We start from the raw sequence: 19,639 nt of genomic DNA, 5'->3' as shown, positions 1-19,639 counted from the left end.
TTATTGTGGTACGTCGAGCATGGCAACGGCGGCGACAGTGCGCATGTCTTCACTTCCTCCACCCAACCGGATACCGCGGACCGGGCATGCATCAAGATAATCTATGCCGATAGCCAGTTTCAAATGCTGATTCGGTTTACAGGTGTTGTTGGTGACATCAAAGCTCTGCCAGCGGTCATCCAGCCACGCTTCTGCCCAGGCGTGCATTGCCACATGCGTTGAATCTTCTGAATAAAGATAGCCGCTGACGTAGCGCGCCGGGATGCCCAGACTGCGGCAACAGGCCAGGAAAACATGGGTGTGATCCTGACAGACGCCGGTTTGTGCCGAAAAGGCCTGCGAGGCGCTGTCTTTCACCGTAGTACTGCCGGGGTTATAAGGCATTTTCAGCAGCAGTTCGCCCATCAGATTACACAGGCTTTCATGTTGGGCCTGCGGACGGTAATAACGGCTGGCAAAATCGCGGATTGCGCCGTCGGCCAGCGTCAGCGGGCTGGTACGCAAAAAGACCAGCGGCGAAAGATGCCCGGTATTGTCGTCTTCCATGTTGTCTTCAATCTCGACCACACCGTTGGCGACAATGGTAATCGCCTGGTGAGGCTGATCGAGTGTCAGAACGTGCAGCACATTGCCGTAAGCATCCAGCGTGCGGGTGGCGTATTCCGGCAACGTCAGATCCCATGACAAAATCTTCTGATGGCTGGAATCCTGCGGCGTAAGGCGCAGATATTGCGTGCTGTGTTTAACCTGCTGTGCATAGCTGTAATGCGTCTGATGCGTGACATTCAGTTTCATTATTGAGCCTCCAGATAGGTTTGATGAATGCTCTCAGCGATAGCGTTGGTCTGGTCAAGGAACTGCATTAACCAGGGGCTGAGGCCCATCTCAACGATCTCTTCCATTTCGGTGAAACGAAGCTGAGCGTGAAGGGTATGGACGCGGCGGCGGGGCAGATTACCCGCGGTTCCGCCGATTTCCTCCAGCTGTTCGGCCATGATTTCGATACAGGAAAGCAAAGAGCGCGGTAACTCGCGGCGCAGAACCAGCAGTTCGGCGATGCGCTTCTGGCTGAGTTGCTGTTTGTATAACGTATGGAAGGCCTCGCGGGCGCTGACGGCGCGCAGCAGCGTATCCATCCGGTAGTATTCCCGTACCGGATCTTCGTCGGCATTCAGCAACTGATTTTTGGCATCCAGCAGGCGCGCAGTACTGTCTGCGCGTTCCAGCATGGTGCCGAGCCGGATGAAATTTTGAGCATCGCTTCGCAGCAATGTGCCAAACATCGCGCCCCGGAACAGATGTGAGCGCTCCTTAACCCAGTCGAAGAAAGAATCTGCACCGGCAGATCCGACGCCCTGACGGCGGATCAGTTTCATCTCAATCCAGGTGGCGTTAATGCTTTCCCACACTTCTGATGACAAGCTGCCGCGCACTGCGTGGGCATTGTTCCACGCCATTTGCAGACAGCTGAAAATACTGCTGTGGTTGAAACTGTCCAGCGCAAAAAAGTTGAGCAGATTGCTCATCGTCTCCAGCGGATAATGCTCACTGAACAATGTGCGCGTGCCGGTCATGGTCAGCGGCACCAGTAAATCATTGTTTTCATCGCGTGCATTCACATCGCGAATCGACATCATCGACAGCTTGTTGGTCACGTCCAGAAGGCGTGCGATATTCTCGGCGCGTTCCAGATAACGCGCCATCCAGTACAGTTCGCTGGCTGTTCTGCTTAGCATGCGTCATCCTCCGTCGGATTTTCTTCCAGTACCCAGGTGTCTTTGGTGCCGCCGCCCTGAGATGAATTCACCACCAGCGAGCCTTCCGCCAGTGCTACGCGGGTTAATCCGCCCGGTACCAGCCGGATTTCCGCACCCGTCAGGGCGAAAGGCCGCAGGTCGATATGACGCGGAGCCAGCCCGTTGCCGACAAACGTCGGGCAGGTGGAAAGCGCCAGCGTTTCCTGTGCGATGTAGTTTTCCGGGCGGGCGCGCAGTAAATCGCGAAAGCGTTCAATTTCGGCTTTGCTGGCCGACGGGCCAATCAACATGCCGTAACCGCCTGCACCATGAACCTCTTTCACCACCATTTTTTCCAGGTTCGCCAGCACGAAAGACAGATCACTCTCTTTGCGGCATTGCCAGGTTGGCACATTATTTAGGATCGGATCTTCGGCCAAGTAGTAGCGGATCATTTCCGGCACATACGGGTAGATCGACTTGTCATCCGCCACGCCGGTGCCGACAGCATTCGCCAGTACCACGCCACCGGCGCGATAGACAGAAAGCAGGCCGGGAACGCCGAGCATCGAATCAGCGCGGAACGCCAGCGGATCGAGGAATGCATCATCAATGCGCCGGTAAATGACATCAATTTTGCATGGCCCGGCAGTGGTACGCATAAACACCGCGCCGTCTTTAACAAACAAATCGACGCTTTCTACCAGCTCCACACCCATTTGCTGCGCGAGAAAACTGTGTTCAAAATACGCACTGTTAAAGCGCCCGGGCGTCAGTACGACGACGGTCGGATCGTTGACCGGTGTGCTTTCACGCAGCGTTTGCAGTAAATGGGAAGGGTAGCGGGACACCGGCGCGATGCGCTGCTCGGCAAACAGTTCGGGATATAACCGCATCATCATTTTGCGGTTTTCCATCATGTAAGAAACGCCGGATGGCGTACGCAGGTTGTCTTCCAGCACGTAATATTCGCCATCGCCGCCGCGTACCATGTCAGTTCCGGCAATGTGAGCGTAAGTATCGCGGTGAAGATCGATACCCTGCATACAGGGCTGATACTGATCGTTGGCCAGCACCTGCCCGGCGGGCACGATCCCTGCTTTGAGGATCTTCTGGTCGTGATAAATATCATGCAAAAAAGCATTCAGCGCCTGAATCCGCTGGCGGATCCCGCGGTCGAGCATTTGCCATTCGCTGGCCGGAATAATGCGCGGCACGCTGTCGAACGGGATCAGTCGTTCCGCGCCATCATCTTCGCCGTAAACGTTAAAGGTAATTCCCACCCGATGGAACAACAGCGCGGCTTCCTCTTTTTTACGCTGGACTGCCTGTTGATCGGCTTGCTGCAACCACTGCCAGTAGGCCTGATAATGGCTGCGGTGTTTCCCATCAGCCATTAACATCTCATCGAAAAAGGGTGAATCGGAAAGGTCAATCTTGATCATCATCACCTCACAAACTGGACAGGCTGCAATTGAATCGTTCAATAACAATGAGGATCAGGCATAAAGTGTGCCAGCGTGCAAAACGGGCTGAAAATCGGGGAAAAACGGACGGGACTGTTTAATTATAGAGCAGGAAAGGGTTTCGTTGCCTGAAAATGGGGCAAAAAAAACCAGCCCGCAGGCTGGTCTGGTGCATCGCTGGCGCGGATTAACGGCGAACGGCGATGGCTTCGATTTCGATTTTCACGTCTTTTGGCAGTCGGGCCACTTCAACGCAAGAACGCGCCGGGAACGGTGCTTTGTGTTCGGTGAAGAACGCTTCATACGTGGCGTTAACGGTGGCGAAGTCGTTCAGATCTTTCACGAAAACGGTGGTTTTCACGATATCTGAAACTTTCAGGCCAGCAGCTTCAATGATCGCCTGCACGTTTTCCAGTGACTGACGCGCCTGCGCAGAAATATCGTCGGCAACAGTGCCGGTTTTCGGATCCACAGGTATCTGGCCGGAAGTGATGATCATGCTGCCCAGATCCACGCCCTGAACGTAAGGACCGATAGCGGCAGGGGCGTTTTCAGTGCTGATTTCGCGGGACATAATGTCTCCTGATTTGAGTTAAGGTGAATAAAAAATTATCCCTCAGTATAAAGGGTTAATCGTTGTTCAGCACGACCTGATGCTCAAACTCTTTCTCGCAATACTTACATTTCAGGTGTACGCCGTCTGCGCGCTGTTTTACTGCAAAGCTGGAATCCACCGGTTCAAAACGGCTGATGCAGTTGCCGTTCGGACAGCGCAGAACGCCGACAATGCGATCCGGCAGCGTCGGCATCAGCTTTTTCACTACGTCATAATTGTCGATGCGGTTCACTGTCGCACGCGGGGCATACACCGCCAGCTGATTGACCTGCTCATCGGTGAGGAAGGTATTTTCAATTTTGATAATATCTTTACGGCCCAGCTCGCCGGAAGGCAGATTCAGGCCAACGGTCACACGTTGTTCTGTCTGGGTAAGCTTGAACAGCGACAGCAGTTTAAACCCGACTTGCGCCGGAATATGGTCGATCACGGTACCGCATTTGATCGCTTCAACCTGAAGTTTATTGTCGTGAGTCATAATCGTTTTCTCCTCAAGTTTACTGTGCAGTATCTGCGTTCAGAACCAACGCCAGCAAAGCCTGACGCGCAAAAATTCCGTTACCGGCCTGCTGGAAATACCAGGCGTAAGGCGTTTTATCGACGTCTGGCGTAATTTCATCGATACGTGGCAGCGGATGCAGCACTTTCAGGTGCTGCTGAGCGTTCGTCAGATCGGCGGCGCGCAGGACAAACTGCGCTTTCACGTTGGCGTATTCCGAAGGATCCAGACGCTCTTTCTGCACGCGGGTCATGTACAGAATGTCGATTTCTGACACCACTTCATCGATGCTGCTGTGCAGGCTGTACTCGATGCCTTTCTCTTCGAGCAACGACAGAATATAACCCGGCATTGCGAGCGCATCTGGCGCGATGAAGTAGAAGCGGTTGCCGTTAAATTTCGCCAGCGCCTGTGCCAGGGAATGTACCGTGCGGCCATATTTCAGGTCGCCAACCATGGCGATTTTAATGTTATCGAGACGCCCCTGCGTTTCCTGAATGGTGAATAAGTCCAGCAAGGTTTGTGTCGGATGCTGGTTAGCACCGTCGCCGGCGTTCAGCACCGGAATACCACCGGAGAATTCTGTCGCCAGACGCGCTGCACCTTCCTGTGGATGACGCATCACAATCGCATCCACGTAGGTGCTGATGACCGAAATGGTGTCGGCCAGCGTCTCGCCTTTTTTTCCGAGCGACGTATTGCTGCTGTCGGAGAAACCGACCACCGAGGCACCCAGACGATGCATTGACGTTTCAAACGATAAACGCGTACGGGTTGAGGCTTCGAAGAAACAACTGGCGATCACTTTGTGTTTCAGCAATTCCGGCTGCGGATTGGCTTTCAGGCTGGCAGCGGTGTCGAGCACCAGTTCCAGCTCCTCGCGGCTGAGATCGTTGATAGAAATGATGTCTTTCTGATACAGCGGATTGGCCATAGTCATTCTCCTGTTCTTTACGCGTAAAAAGTGGGGCACTCAAATTCCGGACAAAAAAAAGCCCCTCAATGAGGGGCTTTCAGTAAAACGGTAATACCACGGAAGAACAACGGCAGCGGGCTGCCTGATGGCACGGTGTTTGGTCGATCATCTGAGCAGAAAACGTGGCAATTGTTCATGGGTTCTCCCGGCAAATTGTGGCGCATTATACGCGCGTCTCTGACGACATCAAGCGGAAAAATGACCGACAGGCAAACGATTGGTATGAAGGAAAACGAAGGTAAAAACTGTTAACTGGATCAAAGGGCGTGGCCTTTGGGTGCATTATTATAGGCGGACATTGAAACACTATTTCATTTTCATCTTAGCGAAGGGAAAACCATGATTACCGGCAATATCCATCAACTGCATTTAATGCCTTATCTGCCCGCTGAACTGCGCGAGGCTATTGAATACATTAAAAAAAATATCACGCCAGATACCCCGCTGGGCAAACACGATATCCGTGGTGATGACGTATTTGTGCTGATTTCCAATGATTCGACGGCACCACAGGCCGATCGCCGCGCCGAATTCCACGCCCGTAATCTGGACATCCAGATTATCCTTAACGGTACCGAAGGCATGACATTCAGCAACTTACCGGCGGGTTATGTCGATACCGACTGGCTGGAAGATAAAGACATCGCATTTCTTGCCGCCGGTGAGCAGGAAAAAACCATGATCATGCAGGCCGGTGATTTCGTGGTGTTTTACCCGGGCGAAGTGCATAAACCGCTGTGCGCCGTCGGCGAACCGGCGAATGTGCGTAAAGCCGTCGTGAAAATGAACGTCAGCGCATTGTCCGCTTAATGCTGATTGTGTAGCGCTTGGTGCGTTTGATGAGCTTCATCCGCCAGCGACGCAGTCTGCCGAGACGTTCCGGCGCTTTGAGTTTGTGTTTGATCCACACCACCTGCCACGGCTGGAGTCGCATCTGGCCGTTAAACACTTCCCCGCCAATCAGGTCTTTGCCTTCCACCGCCAGTTTCAGCACCTGCGAATGATCGCTGATATTGAATACGCAGCTGATCCTGTCTTCCGTTTTCGGATCATAACGTTCCATTGCGAACAGCGATTTGCCCAAATCAAAAACGCGCTGACCCGCCTGCGGCGAAAATGCCGGGTGTTCTCGACGGTGTTTGATCAGCGTCTGTAAACCGTAAAAAACGCGGCCACTCAGACTGTCTTTTTTCTCCAGCTCTGCCTCGACTTTCTCCAGCTCGAGTTTTTTACGATTAATACGGCGGTTAATCCCCGACTGATGCATTCCTTCGAGATCGTTCTCGCTGCCGAGCAGGCTGTGGATATAAATCGCCGGTACGCCGATAAATGACAGCAGCAGCGCCTGTGCGGCCAGAAACTTACGGGCTTTCAGTTCGTCATTATCCTCAGGATTGGTCAGTGCGCTCAGGTAATTGATGTTCAGCTCGTAAGGCGAATGTGTGCCGTCGCCGTTGTCTTTATAGGAAACCCGGCCTTCTTTACGCAGGGTTTCCTGCGCCATGTATTTGCGTTCGTCATCGCTAAGGAACGTTTCCGTCGGGCGTAAACCAATGCCGTCGTGGCTGGCCAGAAAGTTGAAATAAGTCGTGTCGGGATAGCGCGCTTCCGCATTCAGGCTTTGCGCCCATTGCGTGAGCGTGGTGGTGTCCTGCCGCAAAAAGGCGTGCAGTGTGAGCGGCGGCAGCGGGAACTGATACACCATGTGCGCCTCGTCGCCTTCACCGAAATAACTGATGTTTTCGTGATGTGGCACGTTAGTTTCGGTGATGATCCGCGTACCGGGGATCACTTCATCCAGAATCGTCCGCCACACTTTTATGATGTTATGCGCCTGCGGCATGTGAATGCAGCGCGTCCCGACTTCCTTCCAGATATAACCAATCGCATCGAGACGGATCGACTGCCCGCCGCTGGCGGCGTATTGCAACAGTACATCGATGCTTTCCAGCAGCACTTGCGGGTTTTTGAAATTAATATCGACCTGATCTTCACTGAACGTCGTCCACAGGTATAACTCGTTGCCGTCGGGTTTGATAAACGGTGTCAGCAGCGGCGAAGCGCGCGGACGCACAACACGGCTGTAATCCAGCTCCGGGTTCGAGGCAATAAAGTAATCTTTGTAATAAGGATCGTCGTGCAGATAGCCCTTCATCCATTCGCTGGAGCGGGAAATGTGGTTGATCACGCAGTCAAACATCAGGTTGAAATTGGCCGAAAGGTGATGAATATCTGACCATCCGCCCAGATGTTCGTCGATCCGCCGGTAGTCGATCACGCTGAAGCCGTCATCGGAACTGTACGGATACATCGGCAGAATATGGATGTCGCTGATGATTTCGCGCAGATAGGTATTGGCAAAGTGATTAAGCGTCGCCAGCGGCGGTTGTTCGCCGTGACGGATATTATCGCCATACGTAATCAGATAGATGTTGGTGCCATCCACCCAGTCGGTGGTGCGGTGTTTGCCGTAATTCCATTTGTCGGCGAGATGCAGGATTTTTTTCAGCAGGTCGGCGATGTGTTCCCTGGGGTAAATCCTGCTTAACAGGCTTTCGAGGCGCAGGACATACTCAAGATTAACTGAGCTCATATCGGTTCCTTCTTACTGCGTTTCTGTTTTTTCTATTGAACAGGTTAAAACCAAAGCGCTCTAAAAAGGGTAGTTGAAAATGAGGTCTTCTGAGGGGAACGGGCGGGATAAAGTGCAAAACGATGTAAAGATGGCGACGTGCAGGAAGTTGATCCTTGCCGCACGTCGGGCAGAAATCAGTCGTTGCCGAGTGTGGCGACCATTACCGCTTTGATGGTGTGCAGACGGTTTTCAGCCTGATCGAACACCACGCTGTAGCTCGATTCAAAGACTTCATCCGTCACTTCCATGCCGCCTTGCAGCCCGTATTCTTCGGCCATTTGCTTGCCGAGGGTAGTCTGGTCGTCATGGAACGCCGGCAGGCAATGCAGAAATTTCACCTGCGGATTGCCGGTCAGGGCCAGCATTGCACTGTTCACCTGATAAGGACGCAGCAGGTTAATGCGCTCTTTCCAGACTTCTTTCGGCTCACCCATGGAAACCCATACATCGGTATAGAGGAAGTCGGCATCCTTCACGCCGGTCGCGATATCTTCCGTCAGGGTAATGTTACCGCCATTTTCTTTTGCCAGATGCTGGCAGGTGGCGACCAGTTCAGCTTCCGGCCAGCAGGCAGAAGGTGCTACCAGACGTAAATCCAGACCGCATAACGCAGCGGCTTCCAGCAGCGAATTGCCCATATTGTTGCGGGTATCGCCCAGATACGCCAGACGCATGCCTTTGAGAGGCTGGCCAGGCAAATGCTCCTGCATGGTGAGCAGATCCGCCAGCAACTGCGTCGGGTGGAATTCGTTAGTTAAGCCATTCCAGACCGGCACACCGGCATATTGCGCCAGAATTTCCACTTTATCCTGGCCGAAACCACGATATTGAATACCGTCGTACATCCGTCCGAGAACGCGGGCGGTATCTTTCATTGATTCCTTATGGCCAATCTGGCTGCCACTTGGGCCGAGATAGGTGACTTTAGCCCCCTGATCGTAAGCGGCAACTTCGAAAGAGCATCGGGTACGGGTCGAGTCTTTTTCGAAGATGAGCGCGATGTTTTTGCCTTGCAGGCTGGCTTTTTCAGTGCCGTTCTTCTTAGCGGCTTTTAATTCTGCGGAGAGTTTCAGCAGTGACGAAATCTCTGACGGGGTAAAATCCAGTAACCTGAGAAAATGACGTTTACTCAACAAACTCATGATGTCGCTCCATAGCGCGTAAGCATTTCGGATTGAATTAAAATTCAATTTAACTGGATGAATATGCAAATACAACCCCACATTAAAAACTTTGTCGTTTATAGTGGAGACGCGCCCTGCGGTGTGTGAAAATAGCGTACAAACGTCACATTGATTGAGGACAGAGATATGGCAAACCGTGAATTGCTGGAAGAACAACGTGAAGAGACTCGCTTAATCATCGAAGAACTGCTGGATGATGGCAGTGATCCTGACGCGCTTTACACCATCGAACACCATTTATCTTCAGAGAAATTTGAAGTTCTGGAGAAAGCAGCCGTCGAAGCTTTCAAACTGGGTTACGAAGTCACTGACCCGGAAGAACTGGAAGTTGAAGACGGTTCTGTTGTGATGTGCTGCGACGTCATCAGCGAAATCGCGCTGAATGCGGAACTGATCGACACTCAGGTTGAGCAACTGATGAACCTGGCCGAAGCCAATGGTGTCAATTACGACGGCTGGGGCACTTACTTCGAAGGCGATGACGACGAAGAAGGTGAGGAAGGCGAAGACGAAGATTTCGTTGATGAAGATGATGACGGGAAACGTCATTGATTCTTTCTGAATCCGAAACAAAACGGCTGCTGAATTGAGCAGCCTTTTTTTATGTAGAAATCAGCAGGGTAAGGAATGCTCCGGCTAAAAATGATTGTCATGAGGAGTGAGAGTTGTTTACCCAACCCGCAGTTTTCTTATTTTACGCGGACTCTGGTAATTTTTAATCATCAGTTTTAAGTAAGCTTTTCTTGCCCGTTCATTGATCGCCCATACTAACGCCGTTTCAATCAACTTTGTATTTAAAATTAAGCGTGTTAACAAGAGAGGTATTGTTATCAGAAAGAAAAAAATAATGTTGGAAATTTGAGTTTCTTCAAAGTATAAAAAAGAATACAGATAAAATAATGAAAACCCCACTGCTATCACTACAATAAAATTAAAGGTGTAGTAAATTATTTTTAGCCCAATGGTTATCCCTCGTGCTAGTAGAAAAACCGAGCTAATATATATAAACCCATACGTCATCGCAAATGCCATGTATAGACCAAAATAGAGCCCGGGCGATTCTTTTGTATTTATTCCTTGTAGTGCAGTAAAGAGAATGAATAACCATGAAATCATCATTAAAAACAAGGCGGCTGAAAGTGCCATAAAGTTTTTTTGGAAAAACAGAACTGATACATATTCTTTCAGATTAGTGTTCACCCGAAATTCAATTGATGTCATATCATTCTCTTTGATATATAACTCAATTTCATTGCCGTACTGTAATAGATTATAAAAAGATGAACCTATAATGTATTTCATTCGAAAGCCTCAATGGAATGTAAGATGCGAATAATGTATTCTCCAGAGTCTAAAACAATCCCTGAAGAGTTAATTTTTTAGTATTTATTATCGCCAAAAGTTTTCTAAAATGTTGTAGTGTTTGCATCTTGTAAATCCGTTTTAAGGGTCTGTAAAAATACTATTGAGTTAATTTATTCGGGTCAAGTGCTAATTGGTTTTGCTTTTTTGTTTATAGTGAAATGTTAAGTGTAAATTCATAAATCATCATTTATTTATGAGGTGCAACTACATGATTTCGTTAAGTTCTTTATGAAATTTATTATTTTGTTTACTATTAAAACTGATTGCTTATTCGTATAAAACGGCCTACTGCTCTGTGCAATGATATACATTCATCAATTCAATTAGTGGATGGCTATATATTTTGCAATTAAATGAAAATTTATTTATCTGATTCTATATTTTTAATGCAGATCATAAAACGGTGAGGAATTAAGCGTATCATGGGATATTAATCATTGAATATAGTGGATGTACCTTAATGAAAAATGAACTTGGCGTAAATGCACCCAAAGATGAACTTAGAGAACCAGCAACGGCAGCAGGTTACCTTGGTGATTACTTGCGTGGAAATGTTCCGATAAACCAACTTCTACCGCAGCACGAATATATTGTTGATACTCTGAAGTTGGGTGAAGAGTTTGAAAAAAATACCAAACACATGATGTTACTTACCCTTGATGAGGCTGACAAAATACTCAATGAACTCCTCATCTTAGTTGATCCTATAACAACCTATGCAGGTAATATAAAAGATTCGTTCGATGGTACAAGTCATATCCGTAAGCTAGTTTCTTATTATAATAATGTTGATAAATTAATTTTCAATTTTAGAGGATTAGGAATAAAAGCCCAACAGTACGTTTCAGAAGGTATTAACTACATTAAAATTACTGGTTATGCAGGTGTGCGACGTATTCTTAGAGGAACTCGTTATTCTATTGATAACCCACAGGTTTTAGAGTTAAGTATTGGCAAGGTTGGTAGAAGTGCCGCTATTATGGCTGGTGCTAGATTTTGTATTTATTTTTCTGCGGCATATAGGGTTTTTGAATTGGTTTTCAAAGACGAGTATAGTGCTATTGATTTTATCGGAGATATCAATATGGATGTTGCAAAAATACTTGTTACCATATACACCACGGAACTTGTATTTGCTATCGCAAGTGGAGTTGCTCTTGTGACAGGCATAACTTTACCACTTTCACTTGGTATTTTTCTTATTGTATTTGTTGGTTTCGGGATTTCATATGGTTTGCTTTTCTTGGATGAAAAGTACCAGTTCTCTGATAAATTAAAATTTTTCATTCAACAAAGGATAAATGATAGAAATGCAGTTGAGAGCTGGAATTTAAATAACTCATCTCCATTTATTAATTCTAATCGTTTCGGTGTTTAATATGTTAAATAAAGCAAAGTATTATGGCTATGTGATTGGTAGCATTGTTTTTCTCCCTTTTGTTTTTTACTTTTTCGTTATAAACTGTAGTCGGGATGTTATTGGTTTATTTGCGGGAGGAGATGTTGTATATTTCAACTGGAAAAGTATTCCTATTCTAGTGTGTATGCCAATGGTAGTTCTTCTTGAGATCCTATTGATTAGCTGTCTTTTTACAAAGAATAAAAAAGTACATCCTAAGGTCATGTCCTCTTTTAATAAATTAGGGGTTTTTATATCTGTGGTTTTTTTTATTTCAGTTTGTAGTGCGCCTTTAATAAACATTTTTTTTGCTTTTTCTTCTTATCACGCATGCGCGTCTGGAGGGGTATTTTCTGGTATATATTACGTGCGTGATAAATCAAGATGCTTTAATTTGACCAGAGTTGTTCCTTGGAGTATGAATCATAATGAGAAAACTTCTATCAAAAGTAATTAAGTGATTTTCAATAAATAATAAATCCCAAGCAAACGAAATATATTCGACTTCTTAGGTTCTTCCTCTATTTTTTTAGCAAAGATAATATTTGCTGTAGGTGTAAGAGTGGCTGTATTTACAGGGCTGGCTTTACTAGCTCCGATTTCAGTCGCTGTTGGTTTTACATTAGTTGTTGGCATTGGAATATCAATAGGGTTGAGTTATTTCAAACAAAAACATCACTTATCTGATAAATAAAAATTGCAATAGAAAAAGGTGTGAGTGAAAGAAATAAAATAGAACAATGGAATCAAAAGAATAGCTCTCCTTATATAAATTCATATCGATATAGTTCTGCATATTTTATAGGTTATTAAAAAGTGGCGATAATACTTGTCGCCACTTATATTTAATTTGTTTATTTGCACTATAAAATTCGATCCTTCCACAAACTATATGAACTTGTACCAGCGGCAGTATGTTCCCATGTTATAGTTTCATAAGAGAGAGAAATTCTTTCTTGTGGTTGGCTATTATTGTTAATTAAGGAGCTTGGGAATATAAGGTGTATATCTGAGATCCTAGCTTCGGTTAGTTTTATTTTATAAAACTTTTCATTGATGCCAAATTTATTAGTACGATAAACATCAAAGTCACAGGTAAGTAGTTCATTCTCAGAAATAGCCTTGCCTAACAAAGGTGAAGATTTATCAATAGCTTTTGTGATGATCAACGGTTGATGATTAACGTTTTGCTTTCTGAGGATTATATGAGTCAACTCATAAACCATTATCTGATCCAAATGTACGATCTGCGCTTTGTTCCCGATGGAATCCAGCGATGAACATCCTGCTGAAATCAGTCCCTGGGTTTGTCCGGTGAGAGTTAAGTAAATAAGATTGGCCATGATATTATTCCTTTATCTTAGTCATGAGTATTAGGTGTTAGAGTTAAATGTTAATTATCGGTTTTGCTGATGTTTTTAATTATAAAATAACGACTGGATAATGAATCCATTCTTTCGTTAATTGTTTTTTCAAGAGTTTGCGTATTCTGGTTTTGTCTTTTAGCATCTTCCAGCTGAGTTAATAACGCCTCGAGCGGAGTTTCCTGATTCAACAAGGTTTCGGCCTGATAGGCGACCGTTTTCAGATATGAAAGCGTGACACCTTCTTTGCTTTTTTCCCGCTGAACTAACAAGTCTGAAAATGAATGCATATCCTGTCGGATTTGTAAGTATCCGCGTAAAGCGGGACTGTTACCGGCGCGCAGTTTGAGTGCATTGTTCCAGCGGGAGGTGGCTTGTTGCTGCTGTTCATTCTCAAGCCAGACAACACTTGCTGTTTTCGTCAGATGCTCACCACTTTCCAGTGCTTGCAGTGGTGTTGCGTTAAGCAGGCGGTTCAGGTGTTGCGGGTATGTAGCCAGTTCAGGCGACGTCAGCCAAAGTGCCGCGCCGCCTTGCGGTGTGTCTTTTATCAGCGCGATTTGCTGTTGCAAAGGTGCGACCTGCCACCACCATAGTCCTCCACAAACTACTGCCGTGATGGCAATGCCAGCCAAAAAGCCAAGGATTACGGGTTTACGGGAAGGCCGTTTTTTATTTTCTGAACCGGCGAAATGTACTTCAACTTTCGGCGCCTGTTGCGCAGGCTCCATGCTGGGTAGCGGCGAATAAACAGGGTCAGGATGAGATATCTGATCCGGCATGTAGACCAGCGTTGGCGAGATGTAATGGTGAGCCTGTGAACTTTGCGCCTGCTGCTCGGCTTCGGTACGTTTGCGGATGTTCTGCATAAAATAGAGCAGATTTTCCACGCGGGGAACGCGTTTGAGTTCGACCTGCTGAAGCTTGTCACAGATAAGTTGCAGTGTGCGTTCAGTGCGGTACAGAAGCTGTATATCACCCAGCGCCAGTGCGGGATTTTTTCGCAGAATATTACCGATGCGGGTATTGAACCATTCCAGCATATCGCTGCGCGCCTGGTAGTTTTGCGGCCAGAAGCGTTCCCATTCTGCGGTAATCAGCCCGGCCAGCAGTTCGCAACCTTCGCAAAACCCGGACAGACCGTTGATTTTGGTGCGTGCCAGCGTGTAGTAAGTTGCGGTGTGCAGGTCGACGCCATTGCTTTTGAACAGTGTCAGCGCCAGCGATTCGACAAGCCGCCAGTTTACTTCCGGTTGGGAGGGGTGATTCGCTTTGTTGATCTCTTCACGAATCGCACTGAATTCCGGCAAAAAGCGTGGATCGTCGCCCAGTTTGATGATGTGTGTTTCGTCGCTCATGATTTTCCTTAATACCCCGGCATCGCTGCCGGGGTGAGTCCATTAGTACAACGTATCCGGCAGGCTGAACTCGCTGAAGAGTCCGCCGGTGAACGGATTGTCCTGTGTATCAAAGTGCATGCGGTAAATCATGTAGCCGCCGTCGACGTTGAAGCGCACGTCAAATGAACCGTCATCGACGTTGGTCAGGTTGCCGGCGTCGATAAGGCGGAACTGCGCCCATGGGCCTTTGAAACTGATGCTGCGCGGGGCGCCGTCTCCCGTGCCGATCAGCGTAAGTTTGCTTTCAGTTCCATCACGCATGGTGTTTGGCCAGACCAGGTGTGTGGTGTAATTGCGACCATGGCTGTAATCGAGTAACTGACCATCCATATTCAGTACACTGCGGCGCTTGTTAGATGAAAGCTCCGTGGTTTCAATCGCATACTGAGTACCTAAAGCACTTTGTTGCGTAAAGAACGTCTCGCGGATTTTCTGTGCGGTTTCCAGCTGTTGTTGAACGTCCGGGCGGATCAGCACTTCTCCGTCATCACCCCAGGTGAGTTTATTTTCGATAAACAGCTTCAGGTTTTGCTGATAGAAACTGTCGAGAATTCCATCGGGTTTGAAGAAGCGATTAAAGGCATCAAGCGATGCGTCCTGTGTTGCGTCAGGATTAAACGGATAGCGGTCCGCAAGCTGTTCATTGAAGATCTTAACCACTTTGTCGTTCCATTCGACTTCCATGTAGTGAACGGCTTCGATCATCACCACGTGCCAGGCTTGATCGGCGAGCTTACCTACCCAGCGGTTGAGCGGAGCGGGTAGCGTTTTTGCCATCTGACGGGTTGCGAATATCGGATCACTGTTGTTCTGATCAAGACGCATCTGCACGGCTTTGAGCGCGGACTTACCCGGCACCGGCGAGTTCTGAATCGCCAGTAAATAACGGTGAAGCTCAGTCAGTTGCTGATAAACAGCTTGCAGCGTGCTCGCTTTGTCTTTTGTTTCTGTCAGAACGCCATTTTCAGGCGAAAAATCACGTCCCAGACGCGTCAGCAGCTGGAAGTCGAGTGCGGACATCATTTCATCACGCGCTTTCTCAGGAAGATTTGCGGGAGGAGGTGGGAGCTGGGTGTTATCACGCAATGTTTGCAATGCGCGATAGAACGGCTGATCGCCACTAATGACCTGCTCAAGGGCATCGGTAACTTCCTGTATATCCTCGAATTCCCGGACGTCCAGATTATTCATTCCCGCCTGCCAGGTGGCGGTGTAATCGCTGATGTACTGCTCCGTAATATGTCGCTGAATTTCCTCGCGGTCGGCTTCGCTGAAGGTGACATTTTTGGTGATATTCAGTACCCAGCTATCCAGTGCGGTAAGTTCTACCAGACTGTCGCGTTGCTTCACAAAATAGCTTTGCAGCCCGTAGCGGGTGAGAAACTGCGGGATGGCGAGATCTTCTTCTTTGTTAGCGACGAAAACCTTGTCGAAACTTGGGCCAATCTGGTCTCTCAGGTTCAGATCAGCAGGTAAAACGCCCTGTGCTTTTGACCTCAGGCTTTGATAAACGCGCTGATAAATCGAGAGTTTGCTGAGTTCCTGCTGAGCGGCAACGATCGGTTTCTCATAAGGAATAAAACGGGTGATTGCATCGCTGTCGCCTTCCGCCCTTCGTGCATGCCAGTCGGTGTGTTCCAGTGCGTAATCAAGATGCGACATCAGCTGGGACTGAAGCCCGCGCTGACCGTGAAAATGCTCACTCCAGCGCTGTGACATATATTGTTCGACGACCTTGTTGTCGCGGCCACTTCTGTCTTCCAGCATGCGGATCACCCGCAGGATCGCGAGTTTTTTCTCACTTCCCGCAGGCGCCGCATTGAGGTCTTTGATCAGTCCGTTAAACAAAGCTGGTAGGAAGCGCTGATCAAGCAATTGCAGATACGTTTTTTCAACATATGGGCCGATTTTCACACCCTGATATAGAGCCATATCAGTCAGCGCATTGTGTTCGCGGTAGTCACCATAAGCCAGAGTGGCGTCACGCATCGGGTTGAGCAGAGGCAACTGAAGATTACCCTGTTCATCAATGCCCTGCGGCGGCGGGATCTCCCTAAAGGATTTAGCCTGGGCCAGCACCGTAACGCCGGAATGATAATTAGACTGATAATAGTAGTGCCAGCCAGCCATGCAGATGAGTGCTGCGGTTGCGCCAATGGCTGAAAAAAATGTCATCCGGCGGCGCGTTTTTTTCAGCCAGAGGCTGTTTTCTCCGGCAAGATTCGCTTCGGCCAGTAAGATTTCGGGGAACAGACTGCGGGTGAAATAAGGCTGAGTCTCAACCATCGGCCAGGAGGAAAGCGCTGTTTGTCCCAGACGATACTGCACGGCAGCGGACTGAATAAAAACGTCATCAACCTGACCACGTTGCAGTGAAGAGGTAAGGTACACCCCGCGCAGCATGACGGACATGTTATCGCCAGCCAGCAGGCTGGTGATTAATGACTCAAGATGATCGTTAATGCCCTGCATCTGACGGTTGAAACTAAACAGCATACTCCGTTGGCTGGCTTCTACATGGCTCAGAAGCAGGTCGGGCAGCGCCTGATTGAAACGTTGCATCCATTCTTGCCAGAACGTGTGCAGTTCCTCGCGCCACTGGTCATTTTCGTGTGAGCCTTCGCGGAATGTGACGCCTAAAATCGAATCCCGCTGTTGTTTATCAAGTGGCTGAAATAGTGGCGCAAAACCGTAAAGCAAATCGAGTTTGGTCAGAACAAGATAAACCGGCAATTCGCAATGCAGTTGTTGGTTGAGATCTTGTAATCGCTGGCGAAGAACGGTGAGTTGTTGTTCGCGCTGAGATTTACTGGCGGTGAGAAGTTCAGGTAAATCCAGCGTAATGATAATACCGTTCAGCGGCTGACGCGGGCGATTCTGATTCAGCCAGCCGAGCCAATGCTCCCATAAACGCGCGTAAACATTGACTTCCTCTTGTCCCGTTGCAGGCTGGTTAATCAGTTTGCCATCAATATCAAAAATCACTGCATGCTCGCCCACGTACGGCGAAATATGCCAGAGGGCATTGTTCTCACCACGGACTTTCTCGGGCACATAAATCTTGTCTGAGGAATAACCTTCGCGTAGCAATGTCGTCTTTCCGCTACCGGAAGTTCCCACCATGATGTACCACGGCAGATGGTACGCCGGATCCCTGCGGGCCAGATGACGTTGCAGGCGCAGCAACCAGTGATCCAGATGACGCTGCTGCTGGTGAACTTCCAGACTGATCGGATCTTTTTCATGCTGGCGTTGCAGACGCTGCAATGTCTCCAGATGTTGCAGGCGTTTTACCACCCGCCAGGTCAGCCAGGCGAGCGCAATAAGTACCCAGACAGAAGTTGCCAGCCAGCGGTTGGCTTGCGGTGCAAGCGGATGCTGTTGTCCTAGCGTCCATGTCGGGCCTTTCCACCAGATCCAGACCAGTGAAAGTATCCAGCCGATGACCAGCAGAACCATCGCCGAAATTTTTAGCCGTGGCATGGCGGGTTTTAGCGTTGGCTTTAATGCCCTGAGGAAACCCGGTTTTGATATTTTGAACACAATAAAACTCCTGTTTTACTTCACTGTTCCGTTGTGATTTTTTCTTTTAATTGTTCAAGCAACGCAGGTTCCCATTCGGGCAATGTCATCTGGCGTGCGGTGTGATGGAGTAGCTGAAATTGCTGAAGCGCCGAAGCTTTCAGACCGGCCTTTTCAAGAAGCCGGGCACTCAGAAATTGACGGTAAAACAGACCGCGTGGTTCACCTGAGGCTTGTTGCATCTGGTCGAGTAACTCCAGCGCCGCAGCCAGTCCCTGATCGTCGAAACACTGCCAAATACGCTGGTTCTCCTCATCACTGTCGCCCGAAGACGGGTTTTCTACGCGCGAAGAGGAGCTTTCATCCAGCCAGTTCAGGGTCGGTCCGGAAAGAAAGGGGATGTGATCCGTGAAGTGCAAATTTTTCAGCAACGGTAGCCGGTTTATAAAAAGACCAAGCTCATCGCGGATGGCCGCAGCCGCTGCCTGAAAGCCAAGTTGGGTGGCAATGCGCGAGGAGAGGAAATGTCCGTCAAACCAGTACGGCGCCAGCAACAAACTGGCTTCTACCTGCTCCCAAAGTGCAATATCAGCAGCCGGAAGCCGGCTTTGGTAATCAGCCATTAAATCAGGTGGAAATGCGGCGAGAGAAGTCCTGCCTTCATTTTCTGCCTGAGGTGCGGCACCAATATTTTGCCAGAGTGCATGGCGGCGAAGGCGGTAACCCATCGCGCTTTGCGGATGGCGTTCGCATAATAATTCCGCCACCCTGAGCAGCGTTTGTCGCCAGGATTTATCGTCATGGCTTTCAACGCTCACTTTCGGGAATTCAGGCTGAAAATTTTGCGGGCTGAGTTCGTGAGTTTCGGGACCGGCAAGTGAGGTTTGGGAACTTGCCGTTATGGCGATGTTTTCAGATAGCTGTTGCTGAATGCTCCGCTGATAAGCGCGTAACACCTCATCGGTTGCTGATGCCAGCGGCTGGCTTTCCACATTCATCCAAAGCTGAGCAAGATTTTTTAATTCACCCAGCATCGCTTCACCTTCGGCCTGACTGGCTTGTGCGGCGAAAGTACCCGAAGCGGTTTCAAACCGTTTAAGAACTTGCAAAGCAAAACGATTTTTTTGCGGGACTTTTTGTGGCCAGCTGGCTGCCCAATAGTGCCCGATATATTGCGTCAGGATTTGCAGGGCCAGTAACAGGGCGGGGGCTTTTCCTGCATGTTGCAGGGTGCGCAGCAGGTGCACCATCAGACGAAAATCTTTGCTTTCTGTTGCCAGCAGTTTCAGCGCCCGGTTTTGGATCTCAGCAATATCCAGCTGAGCATGGGTCAGTGATCCCAGTTTGACCATTTCGCTGTCGATATATTCCCAGTCACCATTGGTTTCACTGATGGCAGCCTGGATTTTTTCATCCGAAAGCGGGGCAAGGACATACTCTGTCCAGATCCCTGGTGTTGTTATTTCCATATAATTCC

18 protein-coding genes are annotated in these 19,639 nt (G+C 48.6%); 4 read left to right on the top strand and 14 right to left on the bottom strand.

Going from position 1 to position 19,639, the window contains the following annotated elements:
• The 6 genes from J1784_RS12720 to pyrB all read right to left on the bottom strand — a co-directional run bounded on the left by J1784_RS12720 (position 1) and on the right by pyrB (position 5,251).
• On the bottom strand, positions 1-795 hold the full coding sequence (locus J1784_RS12720) for a transglutaminase family protein (protein ID WP_217149539.1): 795 nt from the start codon (positions 793-795) through the stop codon (positions 1-3).
• On the bottom strand, positions 795-1,736 hold the full coding sequence (locus tag J1784_RS12715; RefSeq protein ID WP_217149538.1) for an alpha-E domain-containing protein: 942 nt from the start codon (positions 1,734-1,736) through the stop codon (positions 795-797). The genes J1784_RS12720 and J1784_RS12715 overlap by 1 nt, the downstream gene beginning before the upstream one ends.
• Positions 1,730-3,181 (bottom strand): circularly permuted type 2 ATP-grasp protein, encoded by a 1,452-nt coding sequence (locus J1784_RS12710; RefSeq protein ID WP_217149537.1) that lies wholly within the window; start codon positions 3,179-3,181, stop codon positions 1,730-1,732. Before J1784_RS12710 ends, J1784_RS12715 begins: the two co-directional genes overlap by 7 nt.
• A gap of 208 nt (positions 3,182-3,389) precedes the next feature.
• Positions 3,390-3,776 (bottom strand): 2-iminobutanoate/2-iminopropanoate deaminase, encoded by a 387-nt coding sequence (gene ridA, locus J1784_RS12705; RefSeq protein WP_217149536.1) that lies wholly within the window; start codon positions 3,774-3,776, stop codon positions 3,390-3,392.
• A gap of 55 nt (positions 3,777-3,831) precedes the next feature.
• Positions 3,832-4,296, bottom strand: coding sequence for an aspartate carbamoyltransferase regulatory subunit (gene pyrI / locus J1784_RS12700; RefSeq protein ID WP_120508402.1), 465 nt, complete (start codon positions 4,294-4,296; stop codon positions 3,832-3,834).
• Between the two features lie 19 nt (positions 4,297-4,315).
• On the bottom strand, positions 4,316-5,251 hold the full coding sequence (gene pyrB, locus J1784_RS12695; RefSeq protein WP_217149535.1) for an aspartate carbamoyltransferase: 936 nt from the start codon (positions 5,249-5,251) through the stop codon (positions 4,316-4,318).
• A gap of 381 nt (positions 5,252-5,632) precedes the next feature.
• Here pyrB and J1784_RS12690 point away from each other — a divergent pair, with 381 nt between their 5' ends.
• On the top strand, positions 5,633-6,103 hold the full coding sequence (locus J1784_RS12690; RefSeq protein WP_217149534.1) for a NanQ anomerase/TabA/YiaL family protein: 471 nt from the start codon (positions 5,633-5,635) through the stop codon (positions 6,101-6,103).
• Here J1784_RS12690 and J1784_RS12685 read toward each other — a convergent pair.
• Both J1784_RS12685 and argF read right to left on the bottom strand, forming a co-directional pair.
• Complete coding sequence (locus J1784_RS12685) at positions 6,084-7,886, bottom strand: alpha-amylase family glycosyl hydrolase (protein ID WP_120508405.1); 1,803 nt, start codon at positions 7,884-7,886, stop codon at positions 6,084-6,086. The two genes, J1784_RS12690 and J1784_RS12685, sit on opposite strands and share 20 nt — an antisense overlap.
• A 176-nt stretch (positions 7,887-8,062) precedes the next feature.
• Positions 8,063-9,070 (bottom strand): ornithine carbamoyltransferase, encoded by a 1,008-nt coding sequence (gene argF, locus J1784_RS12680; RefSeq protein WP_217149533.1) that lies wholly within the window; start codon positions 9,068-9,070, stop codon positions 8,063-8,065.
• A 168-nt stretch (positions 9,071-9,238) separates the two neighbouring features.
• Between argF and rraB the strand changes: the two genes are divergently transcribed.
• Positions 9,239-9,664, top strand: coding sequence for a ribonuclease E inhibitor RraB (gene rraB / locus J1784_RS12675; protein ID WP_120508407.1), 426 nt, complete (start codon positions 9,239-9,241; stop codon positions 9,662-9,664).
• Between the two features lie 117 nt (positions 9,665-9,781).
• On the opposite strand, the gene J1784_RS12670 is transcribed toward rraB, so the two are convergent.
• A complete protein-coding gene (locus J1784_RS12670; protein ID WP_217149532.1) occupies positions 9,782-10,414 on the bottom strand; it encodes a hypothetical protein in 633 nt (210 codons plus the stop codon).
• 523 nt (positions 10,415-10,937) lie between these two features.
• Here J1784_RS12670 and J1784_RS12665 point away from each other — a divergent pair.
• Both J1784_RS12665 and J1784_RS12660 read left to right on the top strand, forming a co-directional pair.
• Complete coding sequence (locus J1784_RS12665; RefSeq protein WP_217149531.1) at positions 10,938-11,855, top strand: hypothetical protein; 918 nt, start codon at positions 10,938-10,940, stop codon at positions 11,853-11,855.
• A gap of 1 nt (position 11,856) precedes the next feature.
• Complete coding sequence (locus J1784_RS12660) at positions 11,857-12,333, top strand: hypothetical protein (protein ID WP_217149530.1); 477 nt, start codon at positions 11,857-11,859, stop codon at positions 12,331-12,333.
• On the opposite strand, the gene J1784_RS12655 is transcribed toward J1784_RS12660, so the two are convergent.
• From J1784_RS12655 to tssA, 5 genes are all read right to left on the bottom strand, one after another.
• Positions 12,330-12,512 carry a hypothetical protein gene (locus J1784_RS12655; protein ID WP_217149529.1) on the bottom strand — a complete coding sequence of 61 codons (183 nt, stop codon included), beginning with the start codon at positions 12,510-12,512 and terminating at the stop codon, positions 12,330-12,332. The two genes, J1784_RS12660 and J1784_RS12655, sit on opposite strands and share 4 nt — an antisense overlap.
• A 227-nt stretch (positions 12,513-12,739) precedes the next feature.
• Positions 12,740-13,219 carry an Hcp family type VI secretion system effector gene (locus tag J1784_RS12650; protein ID WP_217149528.1) on the bottom strand — a complete coding sequence of 160 codons (480 nt, stop codon included), beginning with the start codon at positions 13,217-13,219 and terminating at the stop codon, positions 12,740-12,742.
• A 50-nt stretch (positions 13,220-13,269) separates the two neighbouring features.
• A complete protein-coding gene (locus J1784_RS12645; protein ID WP_217149527.1) occupies positions 13,270-14,598 on the bottom strand; it encodes a VasL domain-containing protein in 1,329 nt (442 codons plus the stop codon).
• Between the two features lie 42 nt (positions 14,599-14,640).
• Positions 14,641-18,183 (bottom strand): type VI secretion system membrane subunit TssM, encoded by a 3,543-nt coding sequence (gene tssM, locus J1784_RS12640; protein ID WP_217149526.1) that lies wholly within the window; start codon positions 18,181-18,183, stop codon positions 14,641-14,643.
• 20 nt (positions 18,184-18,203) lie between these two features.
• Positions 18,204-19,631, bottom strand: a complete 1,428-nt coding sequence (gene tssA / locus J1784_RS12635) for a type VI secretion system protein TssA (protein WP_217149525.1) — start codon at positions 19,629-19,631, stop codon at positions 18,204-18,206.
• Positions 19,632-19,639: the final 8 nt, after the last annotated feature.

Source organism: Rahnella ecdela, from assembly GCF_019049625.1.
GTDB lineage: Bacteria > Pseudomonadota > Gammaproteobacteria > Enterobacterales > Enterobacteriaceae > Rahnella > Rahnella ecdela.
The sequence above is the reverse complement of the archived record's forward strand: the minus strand, read 5'-3'. Positions and strand labels throughout refer to the sequence as shown.